Annotated in this window: 24 protein-coding genes and 1 riboswitch; of the genes, 8 read left to right on the top strand and 16 right to left on the bottom strand. The window is 44.6% G+C overall.

Annotated features, from left to right (window positions below; translation table 11 throughout):
* Positions 1-84: 84 nt before the first annotated feature.
* The 4 genes from ABTV07_RS02810 to ABTV07_RS02795 form a co-directional block, all read right to left on the bottom strand.
* A complete protein-coding gene (locus ABTV07_RS02810) occupies positions 85-894 on the bottom strand; it encodes a YhfC family intramembrane metalloprotease (protein WP_433747214.1) in 810 nt (269 codons plus the stop codon).
* Complete coding sequence (locus ABTV07_RS02805; protein ID WP_433747211.1) at positions 894-1,859, bottom strand: alpha/beta hydrolase family protein; 966 nt, start codon at positions 1,857-1,859, stop codon at positions 894-896. Before ABTV07_RS02805 ends, ABTV07_RS02810 begins: the two co-directional genes overlap by 1 nt.
* A 33-nt stretch (positions 1,860-1,892) precedes the next feature.
* Positions 1,893-2,420: a helix-turn-helix domain-containing protein gene (locus tag ABTV07_RS02800; protein WP_433747208.1), complete on the bottom strand. Its 528-nt coding sequence runs from the start codon at positions 2,418-2,420 to the stop codon at positions 1,893-1,895.
* Between the two features lie 390 nt (positions 2,421-2,810).
* The gene (locus ABTV07_RS02795; RefSeq protein WP_433747206.1) at positions 2,811-3,275 is read right to left on the bottom strand and encodes a hypothetical protein; all 465 of its coding nucleotides are present in this window, start codon (positions 3,273-3,275) and stop codon (positions 2,811-2,813) included.
* Positions 3,276-3,454: 179 nt separating this feature from the next.
* On the opposite strand from ABTV07_RS02795, the gene ABTV07_RS02790 reads away from it, so the two are divergent.
* The 4 genes from ABTV07_RS02790 (at position 3,455) to ABTV07_RS02775 (ending at position 7,164) form a co-directional block, all read left to right on the top strand.
* Positions 3,455-4,021, top strand: coding sequence for an RNA polymerase sigma factor (locus ABTV07_RS02790; RefSeq protein WP_433747203.1), 567 nt, complete (start codon positions 3,455-3,457; stop codon positions 4,019-4,021).
* Positions 4,011-4,778, top strand: coding sequence for an anti-sigma factor (locus tag ABTV07_RS02785; RefSeq protein WP_433747200.1), 768 nt, complete (start codon positions 4,011-4,013; stop codon positions 4,776-4,778). The genes ABTV07_RS02790 and ABTV07_RS02785 overlap by 11 nt, the downstream gene beginning before the upstream one ends.
* Positions 4,779-5,097: 319 nt before the next feature.
* Positions 5,098-6,444 carry a copper amine oxidase gene (locus ABTV07_RS02780; protein WP_433747197.1) on the top strand — a complete coding sequence of 449 codons (1,347 nt, stop codon included), beginning with the start codon at positions 5,098-5,100 and terminating at the stop codon, positions 6,442-6,444.
* A gap of 66 nt (positions 6,445-6,510) precedes the next feature.
* Complete coding sequence (locus tag ABTV07_RS02775; RefSeq protein ID WP_433747195.1) at positions 6,511-7,164, top strand: class F sortase; 654 nt, start codon at positions 6,511-6,513, stop codon at positions 7,162-7,164.
* 257 nt (positions 7,165-7,421) lie between these two features.
* On the opposite strand, the gene ABTV07_RS02770 is transcribed toward ABTV07_RS02775, so the two are convergent.
* From ABTV07_RS02770 to queF, 8 genes are all read right to left on the bottom strand, one after another.
* Entirely contained in the window at positions 7,422-9,365 is a 1,944-nt protein-coding gene (locus ABTV07_RS02770; RefSeq protein WP_433747192.1) for a phospholipase D-like domain-containing protein, read from the bottom strand.
* Between the two features lie 218 nt (positions 9,366-9,583).
* Positions 9,584-10,675, bottom strand: a complete 1,092-nt coding sequence (locus tag ABTV07_RS02765) for a nitric oxide synthase oxygenase (RefSeq protein WP_433747189.1) — start codon at positions 10,673-10,675, stop codon at positions 9,584-9,586.
* Between the two features lie 470 nt (positions 10,676-11,145).
* Positions 11,146-12,696 carry an SPFH domain-containing protein gene (locus tag ABTV07_RS02760; protein ID WP_433747186.1) on the bottom strand — a complete coding sequence of 517 codons (1,551 nt, stop codon included), beginning with the start codon at positions 12,694-12,696 and terminating at the stop codon, positions 11,146-11,148.
* Between the two features lie 27 nt (positions 12,697-12,723).
* On the bottom strand, positions 12,724-13,257 hold the full coding sequence (locus ABTV07_RS02755) for a hypothetical protein (RefSeq protein ID WP_433747184.1): 534 nt from the start codon (positions 13,255-13,257) through the stop codon (positions 12,724-12,726).
* 13 nt (positions 13,258-13,270) lie between these two features.
* On the bottom strand, positions 13,271-13,954 hold the full coding sequence (locus ABTV07_RS02750) for a PspA/IM30 family protein (protein ID WP_433747181.1): 684 nt from the start codon (positions 13,952-13,954) through the stop codon (positions 13,271-13,273).
* A gap of 100 nt (positions 13,955-14,054) precedes the next feature.
* Entirely contained in the window at positions 14,055-15,944 is a 1,890-nt protein-coding gene (gene abc-f / locus ABTV07_RS02745; RefSeq protein WP_433747178.1) for a ribosomal protection-like ABC-F family protein, read from the bottom strand.
* Between the two features lie 189 nt (positions 15,945-16,133).
* Complete coding sequence (locus ABTV07_RS02740) at positions 16,134-16,253, bottom strand: RAxF-45 family protein (RefSeq protein ID WP_433747175.1); 120 nt, start codon at positions 16,251-16,253, stop codon at positions 16,134-16,136.
* 514 nt (positions 16,254-16,767) lie between these two features.
* Positions 16,768-17,265: a preQ(1) synthase gene (queF, locus tag ABTV07_RS02735; RefSeq protein ID WP_114745665.1), complete on the bottom strand. Its 498-nt coding sequence runs from the start codon at positions 17,263-17,265 to the stop codon at positions 16,768-16,770.
* A gap of 272 nt (positions 17,266-17,537) precedes the next feature.
* Positions 17,538-17,583: riboswitch (PreQ1 riboswitch) on the bottom strand.
* Between the two features lie 182 nt (positions 17,584-17,765).
* On the opposite strand from queF, the gene ABTV07_RS02730 reads away from it, so the two are divergent.
* Entirely contained in the window at positions 17,766-18,416 is a 651-nt protein-coding gene (locus ABTV07_RS02730) for a cobalamin B12-binding domain-containing protein (protein WP_433747171.1), read from the top strand.
* Between the two features lie 15 nt (positions 18,417-18,431).
* On the top strand, positions 18,432-19,076 hold the full coding sequence (locus ABTV07_RS02725) for a hypothetical protein (protein WP_433747168.1): 645 nt from the start codon (positions 18,432-18,434) through the stop codon (positions 19,074-19,076).
* 51 nt (positions 19,077-19,127) lie between these two features.
* Here ABTV07_RS02725 and ABTV07_RS02720 read toward each other — a convergent pair whose 3' ends face one another.
* Both ABTV07_RS02720 and ABTV07_RS02715 read right to left on the bottom strand, forming a co-directional pair.
* Complete coding sequence (locus tag ABTV07_RS02720) at positions 19,128-22,193, bottom strand: CheR family methyltransferase (protein WP_433747165.1); 3,066 nt, start codon at positions 22,191-22,193, stop codon at positions 19,128-19,130.
* A gap of 591 nt (positions 22,194-22,784) precedes the next feature.
* Positions 22,785-23,720 carry an ATP-grasp domain-containing protein gene (locus tag ABTV07_RS02715; RefSeq protein ID WP_433747162.1) on the bottom strand — a complete coding sequence of 312 codons (936 nt, stop codon included), beginning with the start codon at positions 23,718-23,720 and terminating at the stop codon, positions 22,785-22,787.
* 143 nt (positions 23,721-23,863) lie between these two features.
* On the opposite strand from ABTV07_RS02715, the gene ABTV07_RS02710 reads away from it, so the two are divergent.
* Positions 23,864-24,433 carry a beta-class carbonic anhydrase gene (locus tag ABTV07_RS02710; protein ID WP_433747159.1) on the top strand — a complete coding sequence of 190 codons (570 nt, stop codon included), beginning with the start codon at positions 23,864-23,866 and terminating at the stop codon, positions 24,431-24,433.
* A 65-nt stretch (positions 24,434-24,498) separates the two neighbouring features.
* On the opposite strand, the gene ABTV07_RS02705 is transcribed toward ABTV07_RS02710, so the two are convergent.
* Positions 24,499-25,011, bottom strand: coding sequence for an N-acetyltransferase family protein (locus ABTV07_RS02705; protein WP_433747156.1), 513 nt, complete (start codon positions 25,009-25,011; stop codon positions 24,499-24,501).
* Positions 25,012-25,135: 124 nt separating this feature from the next.
* Here ABTV07_RS02705 and ABTV07_RS02700 point away from each other — a divergent pair, with 124 nt between their 5' ends.
* A complete protein-coding gene (locus ABTV07_RS02700; RefSeq protein ID WP_433747154.1) occupies positions 25,136-25,303 on the top strand; it encodes a hypothetical protein in 168 nt (55 codons plus the stop codon).
* 160 nt (positions 25,304-25,463) lie between these two features.
* Here the strand turns inward: ABTV07_RS02700 and ABTV07_RS02695 are convergent, their stop codons facing one another.
* Positions 25,464-26,177 (bottom strand): TerC family protein, encoded by a 714-nt coding sequence (locus ABTV07_RS02695; RefSeq protein WP_433747151.1) that lies wholly within the window; start codon positions 26,175-26,177, stop codon positions 25,464-25,466.
* Positions 26,178-26,210 lie beyond the last annotated feature (33 nt).

Below are 26,210 nucleotides of genomic sequence, written 5' to 3'. Positions count from 1 at the left end.
GTACGGCTTATGACCTCGAGGGGCTGGGCGCTGGAGCTGGATAGATTTAAAAAGCGGACACTTTTTGGGAAGTGCCCGCTTTTCTTATTTCACCGAAGCGCTATGGTCAACTGTCACTTGGGAATCATCGTCAAACTGCTTTCGAAATTTTTTCATAAAATAGATTCCCAGCAGTCCAAGAATGGCCACGTAGGTTTCGACTGCCCACAGGTTTGTGAAGTGGCCGGTCTGTACAAAGACCAACGGAAAATCTACTGCTGCATGGATGATGATCGCATAAATCACATAAGAGAATCTTTTCTTTTTCACTCCAAGCAAAACGAGGAGCGAGAAGGCAAGCTGCATAAAAACAGCAGCGAGACGTTCCACGCATGCTAATAGATAGAAAGATACACCGTTGCTCAGCAATCCATCCTTCAGCGTCTTCAACGTTTCTGCCGGCATTTCTTTTCCGATCGTGGAATCAAGCACACCTGCATTCAGCATGAAGGCGAAAATGATGTTCGGCAGCACAATCATCAGGGTAAGAATGACAGCCTCGATTCCGCCCCAGCCGATCCCGAATGAAATACCAGACTTGTAGTCCCGGTATTTTTTGAGGAGCCAGACAAATAAAATGAAGCGGCCCATCTCTTCGAAGATTCCTGCTGCAAACCCTCCATATAAGCCGAACCATACAGGGTGGTCAGCATAATCCGGAAACATGGTAATGACAACGACATGCAGGACTTTTTCAAGCACTTGTGAAAAAACAATAAATCCAACTGCCCCAAGGATGAGAGGCTTTACTTCTAATCCTGTTTTCTTTTTAGCCGTGATGATCATCGTGATAAATAAAGCAATTGAGAACAAAATCGTGACAAACATAGAAATGATGGCTGCTGTGCTGACCATTATGATACCTCCTTATAATGAGTGACTAGCCAATTCGTTAAGACTCTGAACCCGTCCTCATGAAACGGGCGGGATGAAATGGTTTTATAGATCTTTTTCAACTTAAGGATTTCCATCTCTTCCTGCTGCACCCGCATGCCATGCTCCATGTTGGGGATGATGTGAAATTCCGCATCCTCTTTCACTAGTTCCGGAAGTTCGTTCAAAATCGCAGGATCGACGTGGGCATCTTTATCCCCATGAATGGCAAAAACGGGGAAATCCGCTTTTTTAAGGCCCTCTCTTGGATCATATAGAAAGTGCTCCCTAAACCATTTTGCAGGCTGTTTGATGAGACCACTCACTTTATAGACAGGCTTCTTGGACTGAAACATCTTATCCATTAATTTGGCTGCCTTCTTTTCCTCTTTTTCTTCATTGATCAATTTCCTCATCAGCATTCCCTTGAGGCCTTTCGAGATCCTCAGTTCTTTATAGGCAAGCTTCCTTTGATGCTTCAGATACTCATCCAGATTGGCCACGCCTCCTGATACAAGCATCAGCCCATTGATTTTTTGACGCTCTGAAAGGGCCGTTCCAAGAATCGTCCCTTCACTATGCCCAAGAACGATGATGCGGTTCCGATCCACCTGTGGATGCTCTTTTAAATAAAGGAAGCACCTTTCTGCATCATCGACGAGATCCCACATCCCAGCTGAAAGCAGATCCTTCGTGCTTTTTCCAGTACCCCTTTTGTCATACCTGAGCACAATAAAGCCCAATTCTGCCATCCTGTGCGCCAGTTCCCTGTAAAGATTGAATTGGAACTTCCCCTTTGGTCCATTTCCGTTGCGGTCGATTGCACCAGACCCGGCAATGATCAGAACAGCTGGATAAATTTCCTCCTCTTCCGGAATGGATATCGTTCCGAATATCGGATGTTCACCCTGTATCTCTATCTCTTTTTCTTTCACATTCATCGGCATCCCTATTTCCCCTTTGATCTTCTTAAGCCCCCATCATTTTTCTGGAATGATGATGTTGGCAATTTGTCTTGGTTTCCGTTCTTCTGAAGGCTCATTTTTCATGGCTTCCATTAATAATGAGGCCATCTTTCCTGTAAGCTCTGCGAATTCTTCGTCAGACAGATTTATGCTGGCAACCCGATAGCTTACGCCGTCCCTCGGGAGATCAATTTCTCCCCGATCCAAATAGTTTTCAAACTGTCCCGTTAGATAGGCTTGAAATGTCATGAATAAATTCAAATGCTCTTCTTTTGATAATGCCTTTAAGTCATCTGCAGTATGGATTGTCGGAGACTTAATGGCATACACCCTCTCGACCGTTCCCCGGATCTGATTTTCTTCGACCACTTGGATCATTTCAGCTTCTAAAAGGGTATTGAGGTGTCTATATAAGGAAGCTTGCGATACCTTTTCAATTCGATTGACGATTTGTTGAACAGTCATTCGATTTCCATTGGCAAGCAGCTGGATGATCTTGATTCGGACTGGATGCATTAAAATTTTTGCCTTGGAAGTATTCATGGCAGCTCCCTTCAATTTATGATTATTATCATTTTTGATAATAATGAACCAAAAAAATATTTTTTATTCTCACTTTTGATAATAATACATTTTTTGAGAATGTCAATGGGTGATGAAAAATTTTCAGCTCCCTTAGTTAGAGATGGTGGTGCGGGCCAATTTGCTCTGCACTTTTGGGCATAACCGGCGTGCTTTTGGCGTTAACCGCTCAAGTTTTTTGGTGGACCGCTCAACTTTCCGGGTGGACCGGCCAACTTTTTGGCTGAACACCTCAACTTTTCGGCTGGACCCCTCAACTTTTCAGCTCCACCCCTCAACTCTACTCTTTTCTCGAAAAAAATAGGAACCCCGCCTCCGGAGCCCCTTTTGTGTCCCTATGATTTTGGCTATTTAAATCGTCGCCAAGTCAGCGAGTAATACTTCAAGATCACCTTGCTTGGCGATGTGTTGGCTTGCTTCTCTTGCCAGCTGGAGGTTTACTTCTTTCAGCTCGTCATTTCCTGCTGTCTTATATCCCCGCGCCAGTGCTTCGTAGGCAAATGCCAAGTCGAAATCACCGATGCCGTTCTCCATACAAATTTCGAGGCAGCGCTGTGCATGGTACAGAGCCGGCTCTGCCCTTCCTGCCACGGTGTATGCGCGTGAAACCTGCCATTCTCCCCTTGCTAGATTCACTGGTGTACCTACGATGCCCCAGTGATGCCTGGATGCATGCGCCATATGGATCATTTCATCCGTTTCCTCTACCGTTCTTTCCTTCTTCTCCATGAGATCCCACACGCTGTTAAAGTATTTGACCGCGAGCTCGCGGTGATATTCGGATGCTGTTTTTTCAATCTTAACGTCTGCTGCCACATAAATCCCCCCTGTTTTTCACTCTCCTCATTATTCGCTAAGAAAGGGAAAATCCCTTTATTTCCTTTATTAAGTGATCCAAATCGAATTTCCAATCGTTTACTTTATATAGAAAATTTGAGCATAATCCATTCTTTTTAGTATGATGGTTGTATACATACTAAAAAAAGGAGGACGCTATGTCCGACACTAAGGATATTGAACTTTATACGAGAATGCGCCAGAAAGATAAAAGCGCATTGGAAGCATTGTACGATAAATACGAAAAGCTTCTGTACTCATTCGCGTATAAAATGACCGGCAGCCAGCAGCATGCCGAAGATGTCATTCAAGAAGTGTTCATCAAGCTGTGGCGGGAACATGCCCCTTATACGAATGAAAAAGGGAAATTTTCCTCCTGGCTGATCACCATGACGAGGAACACTGCGCTCGATGTACTGCGGAAGCAAAAGAACAATCAGTCCTTCGAATATATTGAAAATGATTCGCTTCAGGTCGATGAGACAACTCCTGAAGACATGGCTGAATGGAAAGAGAAGCGGACGGTGATTCGAAGCGCCGTCAAGTCGCTCAAAGATGATCAGCAAAAAATCATTGACCTTTTCTATTTTAAAGGGCGCACACATAAAGAAATTTCTGACTCGACTGGATTGCCTTTAGGAACTGTCAAAGGAAGGATCAGGCTCGCATTGAAACATTTGCGGACCATCATTGAAAAGGAAGGAGGGGGATCGAATGAATACTAGCCATTGTGAAAATCTAATCGATTATTTTAACCATAGTCTTACAGACGAAGAAACAAAAGCATTCGAAGAGCATCTTAAAGAATGTCCGGAATGCCGTGATGAGCTCGAAGAACTGATTGAATTGACCGGTGACCTGGCTTTTCAAACAGAACCCATTGCCCCTCCTGAAGGTATGAAAGAACGTGTCCTTGCGCGAGTATTTGAAGATGATGAAGCGGCTTCGCCTGCTATCACATCACCTTCCGTTTTTGATAATCCGCCCCCTCTGGAAACAGTAAGGGAGAAAAAGTCATCAAAACGGAGATGGCTCATCCCTGCAATGGCCGCTGCCTTATTTCTGTCAGTCGGCGCAAATTTCTATCTAGGCTCACAGATGCAGAATGAACCCGAGCAGCCTAAAACCGCTGCCATTGACCATATCGTCCGGCAGCTGGCACTGAACCCTGTTGATGGAAATGCGGCAGGAACTGCATCCTTTGTCAAACAAAACGGAAATGTCAGCATGGTCATTCAAGCATCCCAGCTGAAGTCACTGAAGTCGGATGAGGTTTATCAAGTATGGCTCATCAAGAATGACAAGCCATATCGTGCCGGAACATTCACCACTTCAGATGATGGAACTGGAACTGTCGTCTACACGATGACCGACAAGAAAGACCAAGACCTTTCCCAATGGGATACGGTTGCCATCACCCTTGAACCAAATGCTGACAGCCAGACGCCAAAAGGTGAAATGGTGCTCGCATCCAATCTCTAAAACCAGCAGAATCTGCTGGTTTTTTCTTTTTTCAAGGCTCTTTTCTCAAAGGTTTTTGCATTAGTCATTAAAGCAGGATCACTTACGCAATCAAAATAGCGTATATAGCTAAAAAGAGCCTGGATACTAAATTGCAACGCACTAAACAGCTAATTCAGAGTTAAAATCGGCAGTAAGATTTTAACGACACTAGTTACGAAAACAGCATTTTGCAAAACTTTTTTATAACTTTTTTTAAATTTTTTTATAAAAAAAGTGATCCAACTTTAATCCTCCTTCGTTATCTATTTGAAAAACAAACAAAAAGGAGAGATTCAATATGAAAATCCGCAAATCCATTCTAGCTATCCCACTAAGCATGTCATTAGTCCTTCCTGTTACGGCAACATCCTTCGCCGCAGAGCAAGCGAAGCCATCCGTTACAACACCAGCAGCTGAATTAAGAACTTCATTAGACCAGCTTTTGACTGAGCACGCATACTTAGCAGTAGAAGCAATGCGCAAAGGCGCTGAAGGAGCAAAAGACTTCGAAGCTTCTGCAAATGCTTTGAACGCAAATGCTGATGATCTTGCCAAAGCCATCACTTCTGTTTATGGAGCTGAAGCAGGAAAGCAATTCGATACGATCTGGAAAAATCATATTGGTTTCTTCGTTGATTATGTAAAAGCAACAGGCGCCAATGACCAGGCGAAAAAAGATGAAGCATTGAAGAAACTTGACGGCTACAGCGGAGAGTTTGCCAACTTCCTTGCCAATGCAACAGGCAAGAGACTAGAAGCCAATTCATTAGCTGAAGGGCTGCAAATGCATATCAAACAATTGATCGGTGCATTCGACAGCTATGTGGCTGGCGACTACGCCAAAGCATACGACTACGAGCGCCAGGCGATTGCGCACATGGCAATGGTATCAAAAGGGCTTTCCAACGCCATCACGATGCAATATCCTGATAAATTCGATAATACAATGGCCGTGACTCCAGCAGTCGAATTGCGTTCAACGCTTAACCACCTGCTTACAGAGCATGCCGGCCTTGCGGTTGATGCAATGCAAAATGGATTGGACGGTTCAAAAGACTTCCAGGCTTCCGCTGATGCATTGGCAGCAAACACTGATGACCTATCCAAAGCAATCGCTTCTGTCTACGGCGAAGAAGCAGGACAACAATTCAAAGATATGTGGACGAAGCATATCGGATTCTTTGTAGACTATGTAAAAGCATCCGCTGCCAAGGACGATGCGAAAAAGCAGGAAGCATTGAAAAACCTTGACGGCTACCGCATGGACTTCTCCAAATTCATTGAATCTGCTACAGAAGGAAGAGTCGAAGCAGGTGCACTCGCAGACGGCCTTCAAGAACACGTCAACCAATTGACTGGAGCTTTCGACAGCTATGCAGCTGGGGATTACGACAAAGCATACCAACAAGTCCGTGAAGCATATGCACACATGCTGATGCCTGCTAAAGGTCTATCCTCTGCATTTGTTGACCAGTTCCCTGACAAATTCATGGGCGAAATGCCATCTCAAATGCCTAAAACAGGAATGGGCGGTACTTCACAAGAAGACAGCCAAGTACCATTCGAATACCTTCTTGCCGGATTATTTGCAGCAGCTGGGGCTACAACACTGGCACTACGCAAAAAAGCAGCGAAACAATCTTAATTTAGTAGAGTAAAAGGAGGGGCGAGCCCCCTCCTTTCATTTACTCTATAGAAAGGAGCATCCACAATGAAACTGAAGCACTTAACCCTTCTATTTTTCGCTATTGCCCTATCCTTGGCTGCAGCTGGATTTGTCACATCAGCCAACCAATCTCCAGATAAAGAAGTAAGCCACAGACGCGAAGTCCCTGTGCACAAAAACTCCCATGAAATCTCCACTACCACTACCCCATCCTCCTATGCAAATAAAATCATCAAGGATGAACGGACCGGCATTGTCCCTGTAAGGATTGAAATCCCGGTGATCGGCGTGGACGCTAAAGTGGATAAAGTCAACCTTCTCTCCAATGGAAAAATGGACGTGCCTGCAAGCTTTGAAGGTACAGGATGGTATGAAGGCGGGTATAAGCCTGGCGAACCCGGTAATGCCGTCATCGATGGCCACGTAGACAGCAAAAAAGGACCTGCCGTGTTCTATTACTTGAAAGAATTGAAAGCAGGCGATGAAATCATTGTAACTGGTGAAAACCACGAGAAGCGCATCTTCGAAGTAACCGCAGTCGAAACCTATGTGCGCGACGAATCACCCGTGAAAAACATATTTGGCTTCTCCTACAGCAGCAATCTTAATTTAATTACCTGTGCGGGTAAATACGACCCCGTCACAACCGAAAACTCCAAGCGGCTCGTAGTGTACTCTAAACTGAAAGATAGTGAGTGAGGCTGAGTGAGGTGCCTGACAAAAAGCGGGGCGTGACAGGCACGCCCCGCTTTTTGTCGAATACTGGCAGGTAAGCCTGCTCTGGCGCATAAGCTGGTCTTTTTCGCGCATAAACCTTGTTTTCTCGCGCATAAAACCAGAAAGTGGCGCATAGCCTGGCACTTCCCGCGCATAAGCACCACTTTCTGGCGCATAAGCCGCCACAAAGCACCCAAATAGAAAAAGCAGCCCCCTGGGAGGCTGCTTTTTCGCTTCATTTAGTTGACTTGCCCGCCTGCACTCTCATAGCGAGCGTCAAATTCCTGGACAAACTGATTGGCTATTGCTGTATCATGGATGATCAGCATGTTTTCGTCGTTATTCGTGTTGCCGTTTGTACTCCAGTTCGTCGATCCCACTACAACGGTCGGATCGCTCGTAGTATCTGCATCGATGATCATTGTCTTCGCATGCATTTTTCTTGTTTCATTATCCGGGAATACCGGCGCCGGATTGTTCCAGCGAGTATTCGGATTGTCGGTTGAAGATTGGGATGCCGTAACCCCTCTCATTTCCACACTCGCAGACCACCACTGATTCCAGTAGCTGGAGTCATAGACACCCTTCACATCGAAGCCAGTCAATGTGCCGGTTTTATCAAGGTAAGAGCCTTCCCATTTGTTTTTCAATTCATCGACAAGCGCTTGGTCGCTCCATGCAAAGATAGTGAAATAGGCACTGTAGTCCGCTTCATTTTTCACAAGGTTCGCAAGATGCCCCAGCGCATCGTCCCCGCCGGAAAAATACAATTCTACTTTTTTTCCGCCGATGGTAAAGACGTGCGGAGTGTTGTCCACTTTACGCGTGTTGAAGTTTGCTGCCGCTGCATCAGGCTGTGTCGTGCTGCTTCCCCACATTTCATTGAATTCTGTCAGGTAGGCTGCTGCCAGCTCAGGAGAGTGGATTTCAACGGAATGCTGTTGATTTCCATCCAAAATGCCTTGCTCCATGTTCGCATCATCGCCGTAAAGGCCTGTAACAGTAAAGTTCCAGCTTCCTGTGAAAATCCAATCATTATCAATGTTCGCGAATTTATTATGCATTTGGTGGTCAGGAGAATAATAGGCTCCAGCTGACTTCTCCTCGCCATTTACAAAGAGATGTCCTGTCGTGGACGTATTTCCTACCATAACCGTTTGAGTCGGGATATCTGATAGATCTGAAGGAAGCCCGTATTGAGCCCTTTTCGCTGCATCCTCTACTGCAAACATCGGAGAATCTGAGAAGATATGGACATCATCGCTTGTTCCAAGGACGCCGTCTTCTCCGCGCTCCATCTTTTCCAAATCGAGGCGCATTGTTTCGTATCGTTCAATATAGTTCGGATCTGTTGCATCTTTTGCATCCGCTAAAATTCTTACTTGCACGCCTTGAGCTGCTTTTTGCATCAGCGTGTCGATAATACGTGGAAGATTGATTTCATATGTAGCTAGGTCGATTGATTTTGTGGCACTGTTCAATCGTTTGATTAAGCGATTTTCCAAATTGACATTGTAGTTGGCTTCGTTTCCTGCTGACGCGTATTGCGTAAGTGCACTCTTGTTGAAATACACATTGATGGCGCCAAGGTCTTCGCTTACGTGATTGATGTGTTCTGTGGTTTGGGCAGATCCCGAATTAAGGGCTTTCGGTGTTCCATATCCACCATTATAAGAAGTAGTAGAACTTCTCCAATTTGTTGAGGAATTGCCGTCAGCTGCAGGATTGATGCGCTCCATTGTCGCTTTCGTCGTGTTGTCACCTGCATACCAGGCATTGACTGAATCAATGAGGCTGTTTTGAGAATCATAAAGTTCCAGAGCTTCGTTTGAGTTTCCAAGTGTTCCAGAGTAAATCATATCTGCTGCCAGATAAGGGATTGTATCGTCATCCGTCCGTTCTAACAAGTAGTACCCCTTCGCAGGGATGGTTCCTGTAAGATTTACACTGACTGATCCATCCTGGGTCTTGAGCGACCAGCCGGATAAATCAATAGCTGATGAAGTTGGATTGTAGAGCTCCATCCATTCATCGTTATAAGAAGTTGTCGTTCCCATCCAGGCCACTTCGTTCACGACGACGTCGCCGGCAGCTGCCGCTGACGCTTCCTTCACGTTGGCTGGAATCAAAAAAGTACCAGTGATAATTGCTAAAGACATAATACTAGATAATAATGCTTTCACTTCTCCACCTCTTTTGTTTGATTTAGGAAAACGTTCCAATATTAATTTAAACATGTCGAATTTTGTAGATAAATAGGCAGATAGTTCGGTCATTTGTTTAGTTTTTGTAAAGCGGCGCAGGCTATTAGGTGTGTTTATTTTGAAATTAAAACCATTGCCATTTGATATTCAGGTCTAAACGACTATTTATTGCAGAAAAAAAGCCTGAGGTATGTACCTCAAGCTTTCCCATATGGAGGATCTTGATAAAAATAATTCGGGGTGACAATCTTATCTTTATACTGCGAATGGAAGATGTGCGTCGCAGCTGGTGAAACCGGTGGGATGAGCCATGTCCAGTCTCCGGTCACTTCCCTGCCGGCCTCCTTCTCGCGATTTTCAAACAGTTGGAATTGAGAGGCTGCCGTATGGTGATCCACGATGCTGACACCGGCATTTTTAAAGGATTCATGCACAGCAATATTCAATTCAACGAGTGCTTTATCTTTCCACATCGTAGAATTCCGGCTCGTATCAAGCCCCATACAAGAAGCGATTTTCGGGAGGGCATTGTACCGGAAGTCATCAGCAAGATTCCTGGCACCGATTTCCGTCCCCATATACCAGCCGTTGAACGGAGCCGCTTCATAGTCAATCCCACCGATTTCAAGCTTCATATCGGATATTATCGGAACGGCATACCACTTCAAACCCAGGTCACGGAACCATTCATATTCGGGGTGTTCAATCTCCACTTCAAGTACCAGTTCCTTCGGGATTTCAGACCATACCGGTTGATTCTGCCCCACCTGGATCACAAGGGGCAATACGTCAAAATGGGTCCCGTCTCCTTTCCAGCCAAGCTTTTCACATTCTTTTGTAAAATTAATAGAGGCAGGGTCTCCTAGAATACCTTCATCCGATTCATAGCCTGCATAGCGGATCAGCTGATGATTCCAAATCCTGATGCGGTCTTCAGGCCCTGTGGCAGCTTTGAATACTGTAATGGTCGGAAGGATCTTCCCGCCATTCGCTGCATATTCAATATGGTTTAAAAGATGGGCTTTCACCTCTTCTTCTGTCGCAGCTTCCCTTGCATCCACGACATGCAGACTGTTCCAGAAGAGCCTGCCGATGCAGCGGTTGCTGTTCCTCCATGCCATTTTGGCCCCGTGCTCAAGCTCTTCAAATGTATGTTCATAGGTTCCCGTTTCTTCAATTTCATGCTTAACGGCAGCCAGTCTTTGTTCCAGCTGCGGCTCGTCCTTGTTTAACTCACGATAGCAAATCTCTATAAAATCCTTTGCCTGCTCCCAAAGTTGTTTATTCAAAACAGAATCATCCTTCAACGTTTTCGTTATACCTTATTGTAATGGATTCCCCAAAAAGCAACAAATTTGGATGCCCCTCTTCCGTCGGTAAAAATTGCCTTGAGCCTTAATTCAAAAATCTATGTTAAACATCGCTGTTGATTTCCGTTCAAGACTTCGCTTTCCGAGGGCGGCGGCAAGCCTCCTCGTCGCTGCGCTCCTGCGGTTAGAAAAGCGGAAGCGGCTTGTCCAGAGGCGACCAGCGTAAGGCGAGCATACCGGAAAGGCGATTTTCGCCTTTTTGGTATGCTTGACTTATGACCTCGAGCCTCTAGCCGCGGAAGCTAGACAAGTCTCGCCTACCCCGCTTTTCCCACCGGAGTCTGCGTCTTGCACTCCAATCAACAGCTAGAATCCAGCTAAAATCAACAATGAGCTTTAACATAGCCAATTCAAAAAAACGGACCCCGCAATGGAATCCGTTTTCGTTATTAGTCTTCTTTTTCTTCTTTTTCCTTTGAAGCAGACAGCTGCTGATTGGACTGCTTCATTTCATAAGTCATTTCGTCGAGGCTTTGACGCACGTTCCCTTTTCCGGAGAGGTTCTCCAAAAGGTTCTTAACGTCAATCCCGGAGGAAGCTTTAAGGGACTCCTGCAATGTGGACATAAGGTTCGTCGCATATCCCGTCACCTTATTGGCGCCGCTGTTCTTTCCGTCGCTGCCAGTATCCACCACCGTGATCTTATCGATGTTGCTGAGCGGGCTCGCGATTTGCTTCGCATATTCCGGAAGCATTTTAAGCACCATGTCGAGGATCGCTGCTTGCCCGAACTGCTCGAACGCTTCGGCGATCTTCCGCTTCGCTTCTGCCTCGGCAACCCCTTTAAGTCGGATGATTTCAGCTTCAGATTCCCCTTGGGCGCGCTGGGCATCGGCTTTGGCAATACCGTCAATCCTGACTCTCTCTCCTTCTGCTTTCGCCAATGATTCAATGCGGTATTGATTCGCATCGGCTTCTGCCATTTGCTTCATTTTTCCAGCTGATGCTGCCTGCTCTACAGCGTAGCGGTCTGCATCGGCTTTCTTTTTCACTTCTGAATCGTACTGGCGCTCTCTGCGGAGGATTTCCTTCTCCTCAAGTTCGATTTGCTTTTGACGCTCGATGATGCGGATCTGCATTTCCTGCTCCGTTACTTCCTGCTTGGAGCGGGCTGTTTCCAGATCATATGCCTGGTCGGCGCGAGCCTTGGCAATGTCCTGCTCGCGTCGGTAATCTGCAATTTTCATTTGATTCTCTTTTTCTGCTTCGGCGATTTCAGTCGCGCGCTCCAACTCAGCACGCTTAGCATCCTTGGCTGCTTCTGCCCGCTTGATCCGCGTCTCTTTTTCCGCTTCGGCTGTTGCAATGTCTGCATCCCGGCGGACCTGTGCGATCCTCGGCTTCCCTAAGGAATCAAGATAGCCATTTTTATCCCGGACATCTTTGATGGTGAATGAGACGATGATAAGCCCCATTTTGGCAAGGTCCTGTGATGCGACCCTTTGGACTTCCTGTGAAAATTTATCGCGGTTTTTATAGATTTCTTCAACAGTCATCGAACCAAGAATCGAACGCAGATGCCCTTCAAGGACTTCTTTTGCTTCATTTTCCCGGTCTTCTTTCGTCTTTCCGAGGAACTGCTCGGCTGCTGTCGCAATTTCCCCGATGGAACCACCGATCTTGATGATGGCCGTACCATCCGCCATGACCGGAACACCCTGTTCTGTGTACACTTCAGGCGTTGTGACTTCCAGTTTGCTGGATAAGAGGCTTAGCGGCTCTGCCTGTTGGAATACCGGCAGGACAAATGTTCCTCCGCCCCGGATGATCTTGATTTTATTGCCGGATTCATCGACATGTACGTTCTTTCCGCCAAGATAGCTTCCAGTGACGATCAGCGCCTCATCCGGTCCGACCGTCCGATATTTTGTGACGAATACCCCTATGAGGGCAAGTATTAAAAATGCTGCAATCCCAATTATGATCCATATCATACCCATATGTGCATCCTCCCTGTTCTGTCTATTTTAAAATTCTTCCTGGGGAGAAACCAAAACCACTCCCTGTTTTATATCGATGATCAGTACTCTGGTTCCTTCTGGAATGCTTTCCTCATCAAAGCTCTTTGCCGATTTGGCAATGGCGCCGCTCTTGCTTTCAATCAATACTTCCCCAAATCCATCCACCGGGATGCTGAGAATGACTTTGCCTATCCGTCCTCTTAGCGAATCCTCTGTGTAGCCGAGTGATTCCTCTGCCCTTGATAAAGGGATGAATACAAAGATATTCAAAATCGAATCCAGGACAAGGGCGATTAATATGGAAATCACCAGGATCGTCACGCTTCCCAGACCTGTGGCGAACTCCAGGATATAGCCGCTTGCCGATACAAATGTGAAAAAGGCGAGGATCACTGCCGGATTGATCCATCCTCCCGGGTCCGCAATTCCATGGATGGCATGAAGAAGATCGCTGAAGAGAACATAGAGCACAATTAAACTTCCTGAAACTATTAATATCGTTAAATAAATGCTCTCAATTGACGTCCCAAAAAGCTCCATCTCTTCTCATCCCTTAGCTGGATTGTTTTTCTTCTTGTATCATGCTCTTTAATTTATTCAGCTCTGCCTCTACTTCATTCTCCAAAGTCCATTCTTTCAACTCTTCTTCAAGGGAGCGATTCCCGCCATTCAACTCTTCCCATGCTTGGGCTTTGGCTTCTTCCCTTGCCACTTTTTCTTCCATCCTGGCAAATCCGCTTTTGGCTCCTTCAGAGTGAGAAGTTGAAAGTACTTGATTGATAGACGATTTGGCTTGGGCTGCGTGAGCCCTTGCTGCGAGTGTATTTCTCTTCAGTTCCATCTCACGGTACTCGCTTTTCATCACGCTGAGCTTTTCCTTCAAGTCCACAACGTGCTGCAATGTCATCGTATGAAGCTCTTCCAGCTGCACCAGCTCTTTTTGCAGCCTCATCTTATCTTCGATCACTTTTTTGGCCAGGTCCTCTTTCTGTGATTGCAAAGCTTCCACTGCCTGTGATTGCCTCACATCAAGCAGCTCTTTCTGATTGGCTATTTTTTTCCCAAGGAGCCTTTCCTCCGCAATCATTTTGGCTGTCGCCCGTTCCGCTTCTGAAACTTCTTGGTTCATCTCCCGCAAATACTGGTCCATTAAATGCACCGGGTTTTCCGCTTTATCCACCATGGCATGCAATTCAGCTGCTACAACCGTTTTGACCCGCTTGAACAATTCGAACATAAATAAAACCTCCTCCGTATTTGGCGAAGCGATTCGCTTTCATACCTTATCTACGAAGGAGGATGTAAAAAGATTCAATTTTTTGATAAATAATTACAATTTAGGGTAGAGTTTCTTCCCACTGTGAATATAGAACCTCTTTTTCTGCTTCTTTTTCTTGCTGATTCTCATAGAGTTTTTGAAGAAGTTCCAAATCGGTTTCCGTAAGCATCTGGTTTTGGATTTTTGCCAGCTCTTCTTCTACTTCTTCCAGCTGCTTTTCAATATCCGCCGGGTCGATTTGAATTGCAGTTTTCTTTACCGGCTTCGGTTCCAAAGCTTGCTTCTGCTGTTTTACTTCTTTCACCTCTTCCTCTTTCTCGCTCATTTCCTGCAATTTTTTCTTGGCCCATTCATAGCCGCCATCAAAAAAGTGAAGCCTTCTATTTTTTAAGCAATACGTCTTATCAAAAAGTTTATTTAAGAAATATCGGTCATGGGATACTGCCAGGATCGTTCCTTCAAAGTCTTCCAGCGTGTCTTCGAGCACTTCCCTCGAATCGATGTCGAGATGGTTCGTCGGTTCATCGAGGAGCAGTACATTCACATCCTGATGCATAAGCTGGGCGAGCCTGAGCCTCATTCTTTCCCCTCCGCTCAGGCTGCCAACCTTGCGGAAAACAGAGTGGCCATAAAACAGGAACTTCGCGAGGATATGCCTTGCATCCCCTTCCGTCACAGATACCTCATCCCGAAAGACGTCAATTAAAGAAGCGTTTGGATCATGGTACACATGGTGCTGGGAAAGGTATCCGATCTTTACATTGCTCCCGATTTTCGCTTCGCCTCCATCCAACAAAAGGTCGCCAAGCAGGACTTTAATGATGGTCGATTTCCCCGTCCCGTTTTCTCCTATGATGGCGGCCCGATCCAAATATTGAACCTGCAGCTGGAGGTCATCGAATAGCACTTTATCCGGGAAGGCTTTCCGTCCATCCTTAATCATGAGGACCTCTTTCCCCGAACGATCTGCCGCATCAAGCTGAAGATTCATTTTCTTCCTTTCGAGTATTGGACGCTTTAATTTGTCCATTCGCTCAAGAGCCCTCTCCATGTTTCGAGCCCTCTTATGGAGCCCCTCGTTAGGCGGATTCGCCCTGTTCGCCCACTCCTTCAGCCTTTTGATCGCTTCCTTCATCTTCTTGATTTTTTTCTGCTGTTCTTGATAAGCTTGGAACTCAATCAGGAGACGCTCCTCTTTTTCCTTCACGAATCCTGAGTAGTTATGGTGATAAAGTGTGATTTCCCCGTCCTCCAAATCAAGTATCCTGGTAACGACTTCATCAAGGAAGTACCTGTCATGGGAAATGATGACAATGGTTCCGGCATACTCATTCAAATACTGCTCCAGCCATTCCACTGCTCCGATATCCAAGTGGTTCGTCGGCTCATCCAACAGGAGCAGGTCAGGCTTCTGCAGAAGCAAATATCCTAAACATACTTTGGTCTTTTCCCCGCCGCTCAACTGAAGGAAATCCTGTTCAACTAAAGCACCGATCTGCAGACCATTGACGATGGACGCAATATTCGCTTCCATTTCATAGCCGCCAAGAAATGCAAATCGTTCCTGGAGCAGCCCGTATTTTTCCAGTATTCTCTCCATCTGGCTGCCCGGCTTTTCTTCTCCCATCTCTCGTTCAAGTTCCCGCAGTTCTTCCTCAATCACTTTCACTTCCTTAAAGGCCAGGTTCAAAACATCCCTCGCTGTGAACTCCTGGGGGAATTCCGGGATCTGCGGCAAATAACCGATTTTCGTCCCCTTCTTAAAATGGATCTGTCCTTCATCCACTGATTCATAGCCCGCCATCAATTTAAAGAGCGACGTCTTTCCCGTTCCATTTCTTCCGACAAGGCCGACGCGGTCTCCTTCATTGATTTCAAAGCTCAAATTCTCAAATATCTTATTGCCGCCGAACATTTTACTGATTTCATTTACACTGCATATTGTCATTAGAATTACTCCTTTCTACTTTTTTAGCACAAAAAAGACCACGGGCAAGGTACACTTCTCCCGTGGTCTCATGCGGCATCCGAATGCCATAAATTTTGGATATAAAAAAGAGAGCAAAGGATCGCTCTCTTCATCCGATTACATGAAAGGACTCCTTAATGGGTCAAGAGATATCTCACCGTTCTGTTTTCATATGAAATTTCTAAAAAAGGGCAGACTGATCCCTTTGTTGAAATTCGCATGAAAAATTGCACGGCAAATGTAGATAAACTCTAAAAATTGGCCTTGCAATCCAACAGAACTTTTCATCTCTTGACACACCTCCTTTAATGTCTGAAATATAAAATTATTATAACTCTTTTATCCATTGGAGTGCAAGTATAATGAAAAAGGTGCCTAGTCAAGTTGCCGGTCAAGGTGCCTGTCACCACCCGACTTTTGTCGAACGAAGTCGATAATTACTAATTACTTCCAGGTGCAGAGAGGTGATTCATACTTCATTTAACGTGGTGAATGCCAATGGCGCATAAGAGTGTCGATTTGAATTATAAAGGATGCTTTCTCGCGCATAGCGTATAGTTTTTCGCGCATAAGACCAAAGCATTGGCGCATAAACAAGAAATTCTCGCGCATAGAGCAAGATTGAGAGGGGGATTTCACTATATTTCCGTACCTTTTCTCCCCCTTTAGATCGTGCAGAAGAATTAAATAGTCATTTCTCAGCCATTTCACCATCATATTCGGCCGATTTTCTTCCAAATATCAAAATATTTGCTCCAAATAAGAAAAAACCTGCAAACTGGATGTCTGCAGGTAAATTTTCTTATCGATTATCGATTGTTTCTGGATATAAATCGTGGTTCATCATGCGGTACTCGGCCATTTTTTCGTACTTCGTGCCTGGACGGCCATAGTTTGTGTATGGATCGATGGAAATGCCGCCGCGCGGTGTGAATTTGCCCCACACTTCGATGTAGCGTGGATCCATCAATTCAATCAAATCATTCATGATGATGTTCATGCAGTCTTCATGGAAATCTCCATGGTTGCGGAAGCTGAACAGGTATAGCTTGAGTGACTTGCTTTCGACCATCTTCACTTCAGGGATGTAGCTGATGTAGATGGTGGCAAAATCGGGCTGGCCTGTTTTTGGGCATAGGGATGTGAATTCAGGGCAGTTAAATTTTACAAAATAGTCGCGGTTTTGGTGCTTGTTATCGAATGTTTCAAGGATGTCCGGGGAGTATTCGAACAAGTAGTTGGTTCCCTGGTTTCCTAAAAGGGTAACATCTTGAAGTTCTTCATCTTTTCTTCCTGACATGGTGATACCTCCATTAAATATCTATATGGGTATTTGATACAAAGATAGCATTTGGTTGATTTCCGCTGAAGGAAGCTCGCTTTCCGAGGGGAGGGCATTGAGCCTCCTCGCTTCGCTGTGGGGTCTCAACTGTCCCGCTGATTCCCCCGGAGTCTCGCACCTTCCGCTTCAATCAACACCAAACTTTCACCTTTGCTAAAATCAATAACTTACAAATTTACCAAATAAAAAAACCATACCAAAAATGGATATGGCCTGATTTTCTCAATTGGCTATCCATAGTTTTTTAACGAGGGTTTGGCTATGAACCTCAACTTTCATTTCAGGTGGAACTTTTTCCTCGTTATCATAGAATAGATGTCGATTTTTGTCAATGAGAATAGGGTCTGGACAATTCGAAGGAAATTATTGGATATTTACAATATATCGTATCCATCACTATCTACTTCCATTATATAGTGTTATGATTGAGGTAAATCTACTATTTGGAGTGTTATGCGATGCAGAACCTCATTAACGATCTGACTAAAATCCTGCTCGAAGGCGATTGGTTCAAAGCCGAGGATTGGCTTGAGAAAACGAAGAGCCTGGGCTACTCGCCTATCGAGATCCAAGAAGATATTATAAAAGCATCCATGTACAATCTCGGACGGTTCTGGGAAAAAAATATAATCTCTGTAGCGGATGAACATCTTGCTACCATTACAGCCGACTTTCTTCTGACAAGGCTCCAGCCTGCACCAGCTCCTGCTGCGCCTAAGCCGCTGGCCATGCTTTTCTGCATAGAAGGAGAGGAGCATTATATCGGGTTGAAGATGTCAGCTTCGATTTTACGGGCAAATGGCTGGGAAGTAAAAATGCTCGGATCGAATCTTCCCATCGATCATGCCGTTTATTTTGCGCGCAAATGGAAACCGGAATTAGTCGGAATGTCCATTTCCATTTCCACGTTGCTTCCTAATCTATTAAAATGCGAAGAAAAAATAAGGGCGCTTCCTCATCAGCCAATGACATTGATTGGCGGGAGATTGGTTTCGTTATACAACCTTGAATCTCATATCGATAAAAAGACTATATTGGTATCCGATTTATATGATCTCGAGAGATGGGCTGCGGATTTTTCGAAAGAAGAGGCAATCAAGCAAATTTAAAAAGGTGGAATTTATGTGTTAATTATCGAAAACATCCCCATCCCCTTCTTTATTTTAGATTTCAACTATCAGATTCTTGATTATTCAGATGCAGCTTCCATTTTCCCCTTCCGCAATTCCTTTATGGATCTCGTGGATAAAGAGAGTCAGGCAAAAATCAGCAAAACATTTGCAAGGAAAGAAATGCCTTCAGGGGGCTTTGAAGTTAACCTGATGCAAAAGGATCAGCCTGTCCCCATGAATTACGAGATTTTCTTTTCTTTTATTGAAAATACCTCCAACTACTATGTCGTTTGCATCCCTAAAAAAGAAGACACCAAATTGATTCGCCATCAAATGAACCTGCTTCGGGAGCAATTGATGAGAGATGATCTATCCAAGTTTGATCAATTCAGACGAAAAGATTGGATTCAGTTTTTCCAGCCTGTATTGACAGACCGGCAAATCGCCAATATGCTGGGAGACCACGAAGGATTAAGAGAATCAATCGCACGGCTCGAACGCGTCCAAGAACAGTTTGGGAATTTAAAACCCGATATAATAGAATCCGGAAAGATTGAAAGCCTGATGGAAATTGAAGAAGAGCTGGAAGAATTGAAATCAACACTAGACTTCTACTCTACCATCCTTCCCATTTCCAAGCAGTCATTTATTAAATAAATAAAAGAGAGTCCATTTTGATCATGGACTCTCTTTTTTGTGTGGTATGAATTATTCGACGGCTCCCGGATCAGAAGCTAGGAGCCATTGACTGATGGCTCCTTCCACCGGGTTTGCTGCCTCATTGCCGGAATGATTAAACAAGGCCGGCGCCACCCTGTTCGTTATTTTCTCAAGCGGGATTTTTATGCTGTCCTGCTCCGCAATCGCGACTTGGGTAATCATGGACACGACTTCTGACTTGAACAGATGCTCCTGTTCTTTTCTTCGATCGGTAATATCTGTCCCGATGGTCATGACTTGTACAATTGTTCCGTTCTCATCCAACAATGGAGCGATAATCAAGTACTCGCATGTTTCTCCACCGGTTGCATTTCCATATGATATTTCCCCGTTCCACCTTGATCCTTCTTTAGCGATTTGCCAATGGTCAAGGAAGCCGGTTTTTTGGAAATGTCCTCCGCAGACTTCGCCGATGAAGATGCCTGTCAGCTCATTCTCCGAACTCCCTGCAAAGTCGCAGAAGCTTTGATTCGCATGGGTGACAGCCCCTTCCATATCGGTGACGATAATTCTCGAGCCCATCTGCTCCAAGGCATTGACACTCATTGCAAAGTTCTTGTCGATCACCTTGAGTTCTGTAATATCCTGAACGGTTATCACTATACCCTCAATAAAGTTTTCACTTGTGCGGTATGGCATGATCTTGATGCTGTACCATTTACCTGTAGTGGATTGAACTTCTTTTTCCACCGTATAAGGATGCAGCAGCACATCCTCAAGGTCCCTCAAGAAGTTCTCATACTTCAAGACATGTGAAATATGATGAATCGGACGGTCGATGTCCCTTTCCATCAAATAAAAAACATTGGTTGCTTCAGGTGTAAATTGTTTAATATGAAATTCCTTATCAAGGAAAATGGTTGCAATCTTTGTATTGATAAGAAGGTTGTCCATATCATTATTCAGCTGGATCAATTCTTCGATTTTCTTTTCATATTCATTGTTTACCGTAATGAGCTCTTCATTGACCGACTGGAGTTCCTCATTGGTCGACTGCAATTCTTCGTTTGCTGCAATTAATTCCTCATTGGTCGACTGCAGTTCTTCATTGGATGTTTCCAGCTCTTCGATTGTACTCTGGAGATGCTGTTTTGTCAGGTAAAGCTCCTGCTCCATTTCATTGATTCGCTGATGGATCAAGTACTCTGGATCGTATGGGTAGGCTTTGTATTCTTTTTTAGAAAACTCCACTTTCTTTTCCTCAAAGAAAATCCCTATGTTCCTGAATCCGCTGTCCGTTTTGAATACCGGCTTGGCCACCAGATTCAAGTAATATTCACGATGATCCTTGTAGCGGACCTCGATATTTTCAAAAGAAACTTCTTCATGAGTCTCTTTCACTTTTTTAATGGCAGCGCCAATCACGACAGATAGACTTGTCGGAACGATGTGGTGGATGTTGAAGCTGGATTTATTCTTTGGAAAAGACAAGTATTGCTGTGCCTTGGAAGAGGAGAAGATGACTTCATTCTCATCATCGAGAATCACACATGCTTCAAGCATTTCATCCAAAAGCATCGTCGAGAAGTCATTGGCATGATTATAAGCTTTATAGCTGGTGTATTTTTCAGCCATCGGTGCAAGAGGAGCCCCTGAGGACCCTCCTCTTGCCTGCTTTGCCAGACCACTCGAAATCTGCCCTTTTTCCAGAGACGCATTGGAAAAGATATTCCACTTGCTGTTCAGGGTTCCGAATAAGTTAGAAACCCTTCCAAGCGTTTCACTCGGCCCTAAGAAAAGATAGCCATTCTCTTTTAATGCGAAATGGAATAAAGAAAGGACCCTCTGCTGAAGCTCTGGCTGAAAATAAATCAGTACATTGCGGCAGCTGACCATATCCAGATCAACGAATGGCGAATCCTTGGTTATATTATGAGGAGCAAAAACGATCATCTTGCGAATGTCTTTCTTGATGACATAGTCCTCTTTATCCCGCTCAAAGTATTTCGTCTGAAAAGACTGAGGGACCGTTGCGATGATCTGTTTATTGAACCTTCCAAGACTCGCTGTTTTAATGGCGTTCTTATCCACATCCGTCGCAAAAATCTGTACCTGGATATCCAGTTTCTGCTTGTTCAGCTCTTCATTCAGGAGCATTGCGATCGAATACGCTTCCTGCCCTGTTGAACAAGCGGCAACCCATACTCGGATCGATTTGCTGTGATTCTTTTTCTTCTCTTCTACCAGCTTCGGGAATACCTCTTTTTCCAAATACTCAAAAGCCGGCTTGTCGCGGAAGAAATGCGTCACCCCGATCAAAAGGTCCTCTTTCAGCTTTTTAACTTCTCCGGGGTTTTCAAGAAGGAACTGCTTGTAGTCCTCTGCACTGTAAAATTTGCGCTCGCAAAGATTCATCCGGCGTTCGATTCTTCTTTTGACACTATTAAGCTTGTATTGAGAGAAATCTACATTCGTACTTTTATTCAACAAAAAGAATATTTCACTTAAAATATCTTCCGAAAAAATATAGCTTTTATAGTTGAAATGGCTTAAAAGATGCTGCGGCATTTCATCAGGGGAAAGGACAAAGTCCACCACCCCTTCTTCCCTTGCACTCAGTGGCATATCCCGGTATTTAGCAGAGGCATCCTGTGCCATGCATAACCCTCCTGCTTCCCGGATGCTTTTCAGTCCCCGGGTGCCGTCAGATCCATTTCCGGAAAATACGATTCCTACCGCTTTTTCCTTAAGCTGATGTGCCATCGATTCAAATAGTTCATCTATGGGAAAATGGGGGCTCCTTGAAGAAGGGTATGGAGCAAGCTTGATTTTCCGATTAGAATCTATGGTTATATAAAAGCTCGGCGGACATAAGTAAATGGTTTTTTCACTTATGGCCATTCCGTCTTCAGCGGTGAGGATGTCCATATCTGTTGCCTTTTTCAATAGTTCAGGCATATAGCTTCGGTAGTTTGGAGATAAGTGCTGAACCACGACAAACGAAAAGAATTGTCCATCCTCCATTGAATGGAAGAACTGTTCGATTGCCTCCAAACCACCTGCAGAAGCACCAATGCCAATTATGGCTGTAGATGCTTTCGTATCGATAGTCATAATAGACCTCCTATTTATCTATTATTACCATTCTATCAGAATATTAGAGGAATAGCACCTTCCCAAAAATGCTTTAAAGCATGAAAGGGTGCCTGTCACGCCCCGGTTTTTGTCGAATCAACTCGAGGTGACAGGCACGCCCCGAGATTTGTCGAATTTTGCCGATTCGAGACCCCGGGGGTTCCTTTTCTTCTTAGTGAAGCGGATATTCGCACACTAGATTGGAGCAAAAATAGCCGGTGGCGCATAAGAGGGTGGTTTTCGCTCATAAGCAGCAGTTGCCGGTGCATAACAGTGGTAATTTGGCGCATAAACAGCTCGATTTCGCGCATAAACGAACATTTCTCGCGCATAGAGCCATGCATGCGGGAAGAATCACTTATATTTCCATGCAATCAACTCCCTTTTCGCAGCCTCACACCTTGCACAAGGTCAAATCGCACCTTTTTCGCCGCCATTTCGCCTCTTTCCCCCATTAAATGGACAATTTTCATACCTAAATCCCGAACAATCTGCTTTTTTCAAAATGATAACGGAACTTTTCCATAAAAAGGCCACAGTCCCAACAAGAACTGCGGCTTTTGCAAATCATCATATCTTATCCAGTTCGCTCCCGAGATATTTCGCCAGCTCGAGCATGCCGAATTTTCCCGCTTTTTCTTCGGCATCTGAATTGTAGTTGGTATTCGTATTGACATCATACGTATAGACATTGCCTTTTTGGTCCTGAATCATTTCAATGCCCGCTACGTCAATTCCGCTTCCTTTCAAAAACGCCTCATATTTCTCAATGATCGGATGATTGAATCCATCTAAGATCTCGAACTTCGGCTTTGTTTCTTTTTCTTCTCCTACCGGGCAGAACATATCCTCGATGCTGCAGGCGTCCGCCGGACATAACTCGAATCCTTCAGAAGTATCCACCCGGACGGCATACATAAACTTGCCGCCAATGAATTCACATCGAATGATGTATGGTTCCGGAGCCTGGATGTATTCCTGAATCAATGTGATGCCATCAATCGGCTCTTCAAAATCAGGTCCATTCACATAGGATTTCAAGCCTTCAATTGTATGGAAAAGCTGGACGCCGAGTCCCTTCCCTGCACGATTGTGTTTTGTGATGAATGGAGCAGTGCCGATTTTCTCCGCAGCCTCCACTATTGCTTCCCTTCCTGATGCAGCAATCGTTTTCGGTGTTTGGATGCCAAACTCGTTCAACTTCATATACTGGTTGACCTTGCTGACTTCTAACCGGATGGCCCTGCTGCCATTCACAACCCGGCGCTTGTTTTTCTCCAGCCAGACTAGGGCAGCTTCGGTAAGCTCTGGAGCAAATCGGTGATTCCTCGTATGGGAAGACGCGCTGATGCGGTTGTAAAACACCCCTTCTGGCGGAAGTTCGTCAAGATTGACCATTCCTCGGTCCAAAAACCATTCTTCAAAGGGTAATTCTAATTTAATCAAACGTTTGATTAAATGATCGGTCCACTCGCTGTTTTCATGGATGACATATATTTTCTTCATATTGCACCCTCCTGTAATCGCTTCTAATTTATATGATAAATCAGAAAATCATATTAAACAATTCCTATCACTTTTCTATGATTAGATAAAAATAGAAAAATATTTTATAATAAGGATATGCTAAATTAGATGAGGTGATTTTGATGACATTATTACAGGATATCTTAAGCTATAATGAAAAGTTTGTATCAGAAAAGCTCTATGAAGACTACATCACAACTAAGTCTCCAAATAAGAAGCTTGTCATTCTCGGATGCATGGATACGCGATTGGTAGAATTGCTTCCGAAAGCATTGAATATCAAAAATGGCGATGTCAAATTCGTTAAAAACGCCGGCGCGACTGTGATGCATCCATTTGGAAGTATCATGCGCAGCCTTCTAGTAGCAGTCTATGAACTCAATGCCGACGAAGTAATGGTCATCGGGCACCATGACTGTGGGATGAGCTCGATCAAGAGCGACGAAACCCTCAAAAAAATGCTTGCTCGCGGGATTGAAAAAGAAACAATGGAAACTCTCAATTATTCCGGCATCAACCTTGAAGAATGGCTTCGAGGCTTTGACAGCGTTCAAGAAAACGTAGAAAACAGTGTCAGCATGATTAAAAACCATCCACTGATGGATAAAAAAGTCCCAGTCCACGGCTTGGTCATCGACCCGGGAACAGGGAAACTTGACTTGCTTATCAACGGATACGAAGACCAAAAATAAGACAGAAATGTGCCGCACCCTCGCTGTATGAGGCTGCGGCATTTTTGTGTATTTTTTACTTCATATTATTCCAGGATTTTATCAAAGCAGTAATAGCACTGATGTCCTTCGGGCTTCGATTGGAAATGGACTTCCCCTCTTTTTATGTATCCCATGGATTCATACAGCTTCAAGGCATGTTCATTTCCTGAAAAGGCATCCAGCCTGATGCTGCTGTACCCTTTCTCTGTGGCGATATTCTCACTATGCTGAACAAGTTCTTTCCCTATACCTTTCCCCTGCTGATAAGGGTGGACGCAAAGGGCGTGTACGATTAGGTCATTGCCATCTTCATTTCCCCACTGTACGGAACCCCATTCATCACTTTCATATTCGTTAAGGACTACGGCCCCGATGATTTCTTCTTCTTCAACTGCCAGATAAAGTTCCTTATCCTCTATCCAGTCTTTGACAAACTCCTCATTTGGATAGTTGTCATCCCATTGATAAATATCTTTTTTCAACAGTTCTTTCTTGCACAATGAATAGAGTTCCGCTGCTTCCTTGCTCTCATTCTCTGTGGCCAATATCATTTTCATTTAGATCCCTCATGTCTCTTGTCATTTTGTTACGATGGATAATTCTTTAAAAGCTATCCTTTTTCCTCTCTTGAAGAAAGAAAAGTTGTCCGCAGGCATATATATGTGAAAAGGGGGATTGATTATGGCAAATTGGTGGATTACGACAATTATGCTTGCTTTCATACTATTTTGCGCAGGCAGTTTTTTTATTCATTTTTTAAAAAGAACACTCCATAGCGAAGACTCCACAAGAATCGATCCAGATCCGGAATGGCCTGATCCGGAAGAATATGAGTATAAGGAAGAATGAAAACGGTGGTGTCCAGCTCTGCCGGCTAGAGGCTGGGAGGTTTCCTTCAGTGCGCTCGTTAAAGTGACAGGCACGCCCCGATTTTTGTCGAATAAAAAAACCAGGAAGCTTGTCCATCTCTTGTTTAGAGAGGCAAGCATTCCTGGTTCTTTTTTTCTTATTATGCAGACTGTTCTGCTTTTCCGTCTTCTTCTGCTTTCTTGTTCTTGGAGTATCCAAGGACAAGGACGATGACTGTGATGCAGCCGGCAATGATATATCTCAATCCGTGGGAAAGGCTCAAGAGATCATTGACGTGGTCATCTTTCAATAGCATTTCGCCAGCCGTCCAAGCAAGGATTCCTGCTCCTGCATAGGCAATCCACTTGAAGCGGTCCATCAATTTTACGATCATTTTTGAACCGAAAATCATAATCGGGATACTGATCAGTACACCGATCGCAATCATACCAAGATGTCCGTCTGCAGCTCCGGCAACGGCTACTACGTTGTCCAGACTCATGACTGCATCTGCTACTACGATTGTTCCGATCGCTTTCATCACGCCGCTTTGGCCCTTGATGTTAGCTTCGCCTTCTTCTTCTACCAGCACTTTATAGGCAATCCATAGAAGGAGCAATCCACCAACGATGTTGACGAATGGCAATTTAAGCAAGTATACAATAACTGCGGCAAACAGGATGCGCAAGATGACAGCCCCTGCAGTACCCCAGAAAATCGCTTTATTTTGCTGCTCTGCCGGAAGGTTCCTTGTTGCCATGGCAATGACAACCGCATTGTCGCCTGAAAGGATGATATCAAGCGCAACGATCTTCAATAGTGCAACGATGGCTGCACCAGACAGAGCTAAACCTAGAACATACGAGAAATCCATTTAAACTCCACCTCTAAAATTATTTATACGTTT

This window comes from Falsibacillus pallidus (assembly GCF_050990905.1).
Taxonomy (GTDB): domain Bacteria; phylum Bacillota; class Bacilli; order Bacillales; family DSM-25281; genus Falsibacillus; species Falsibacillus pallidus_A.
This window is presented reverse-complemented; position numbering and strand designations above follow the sequence as displayed.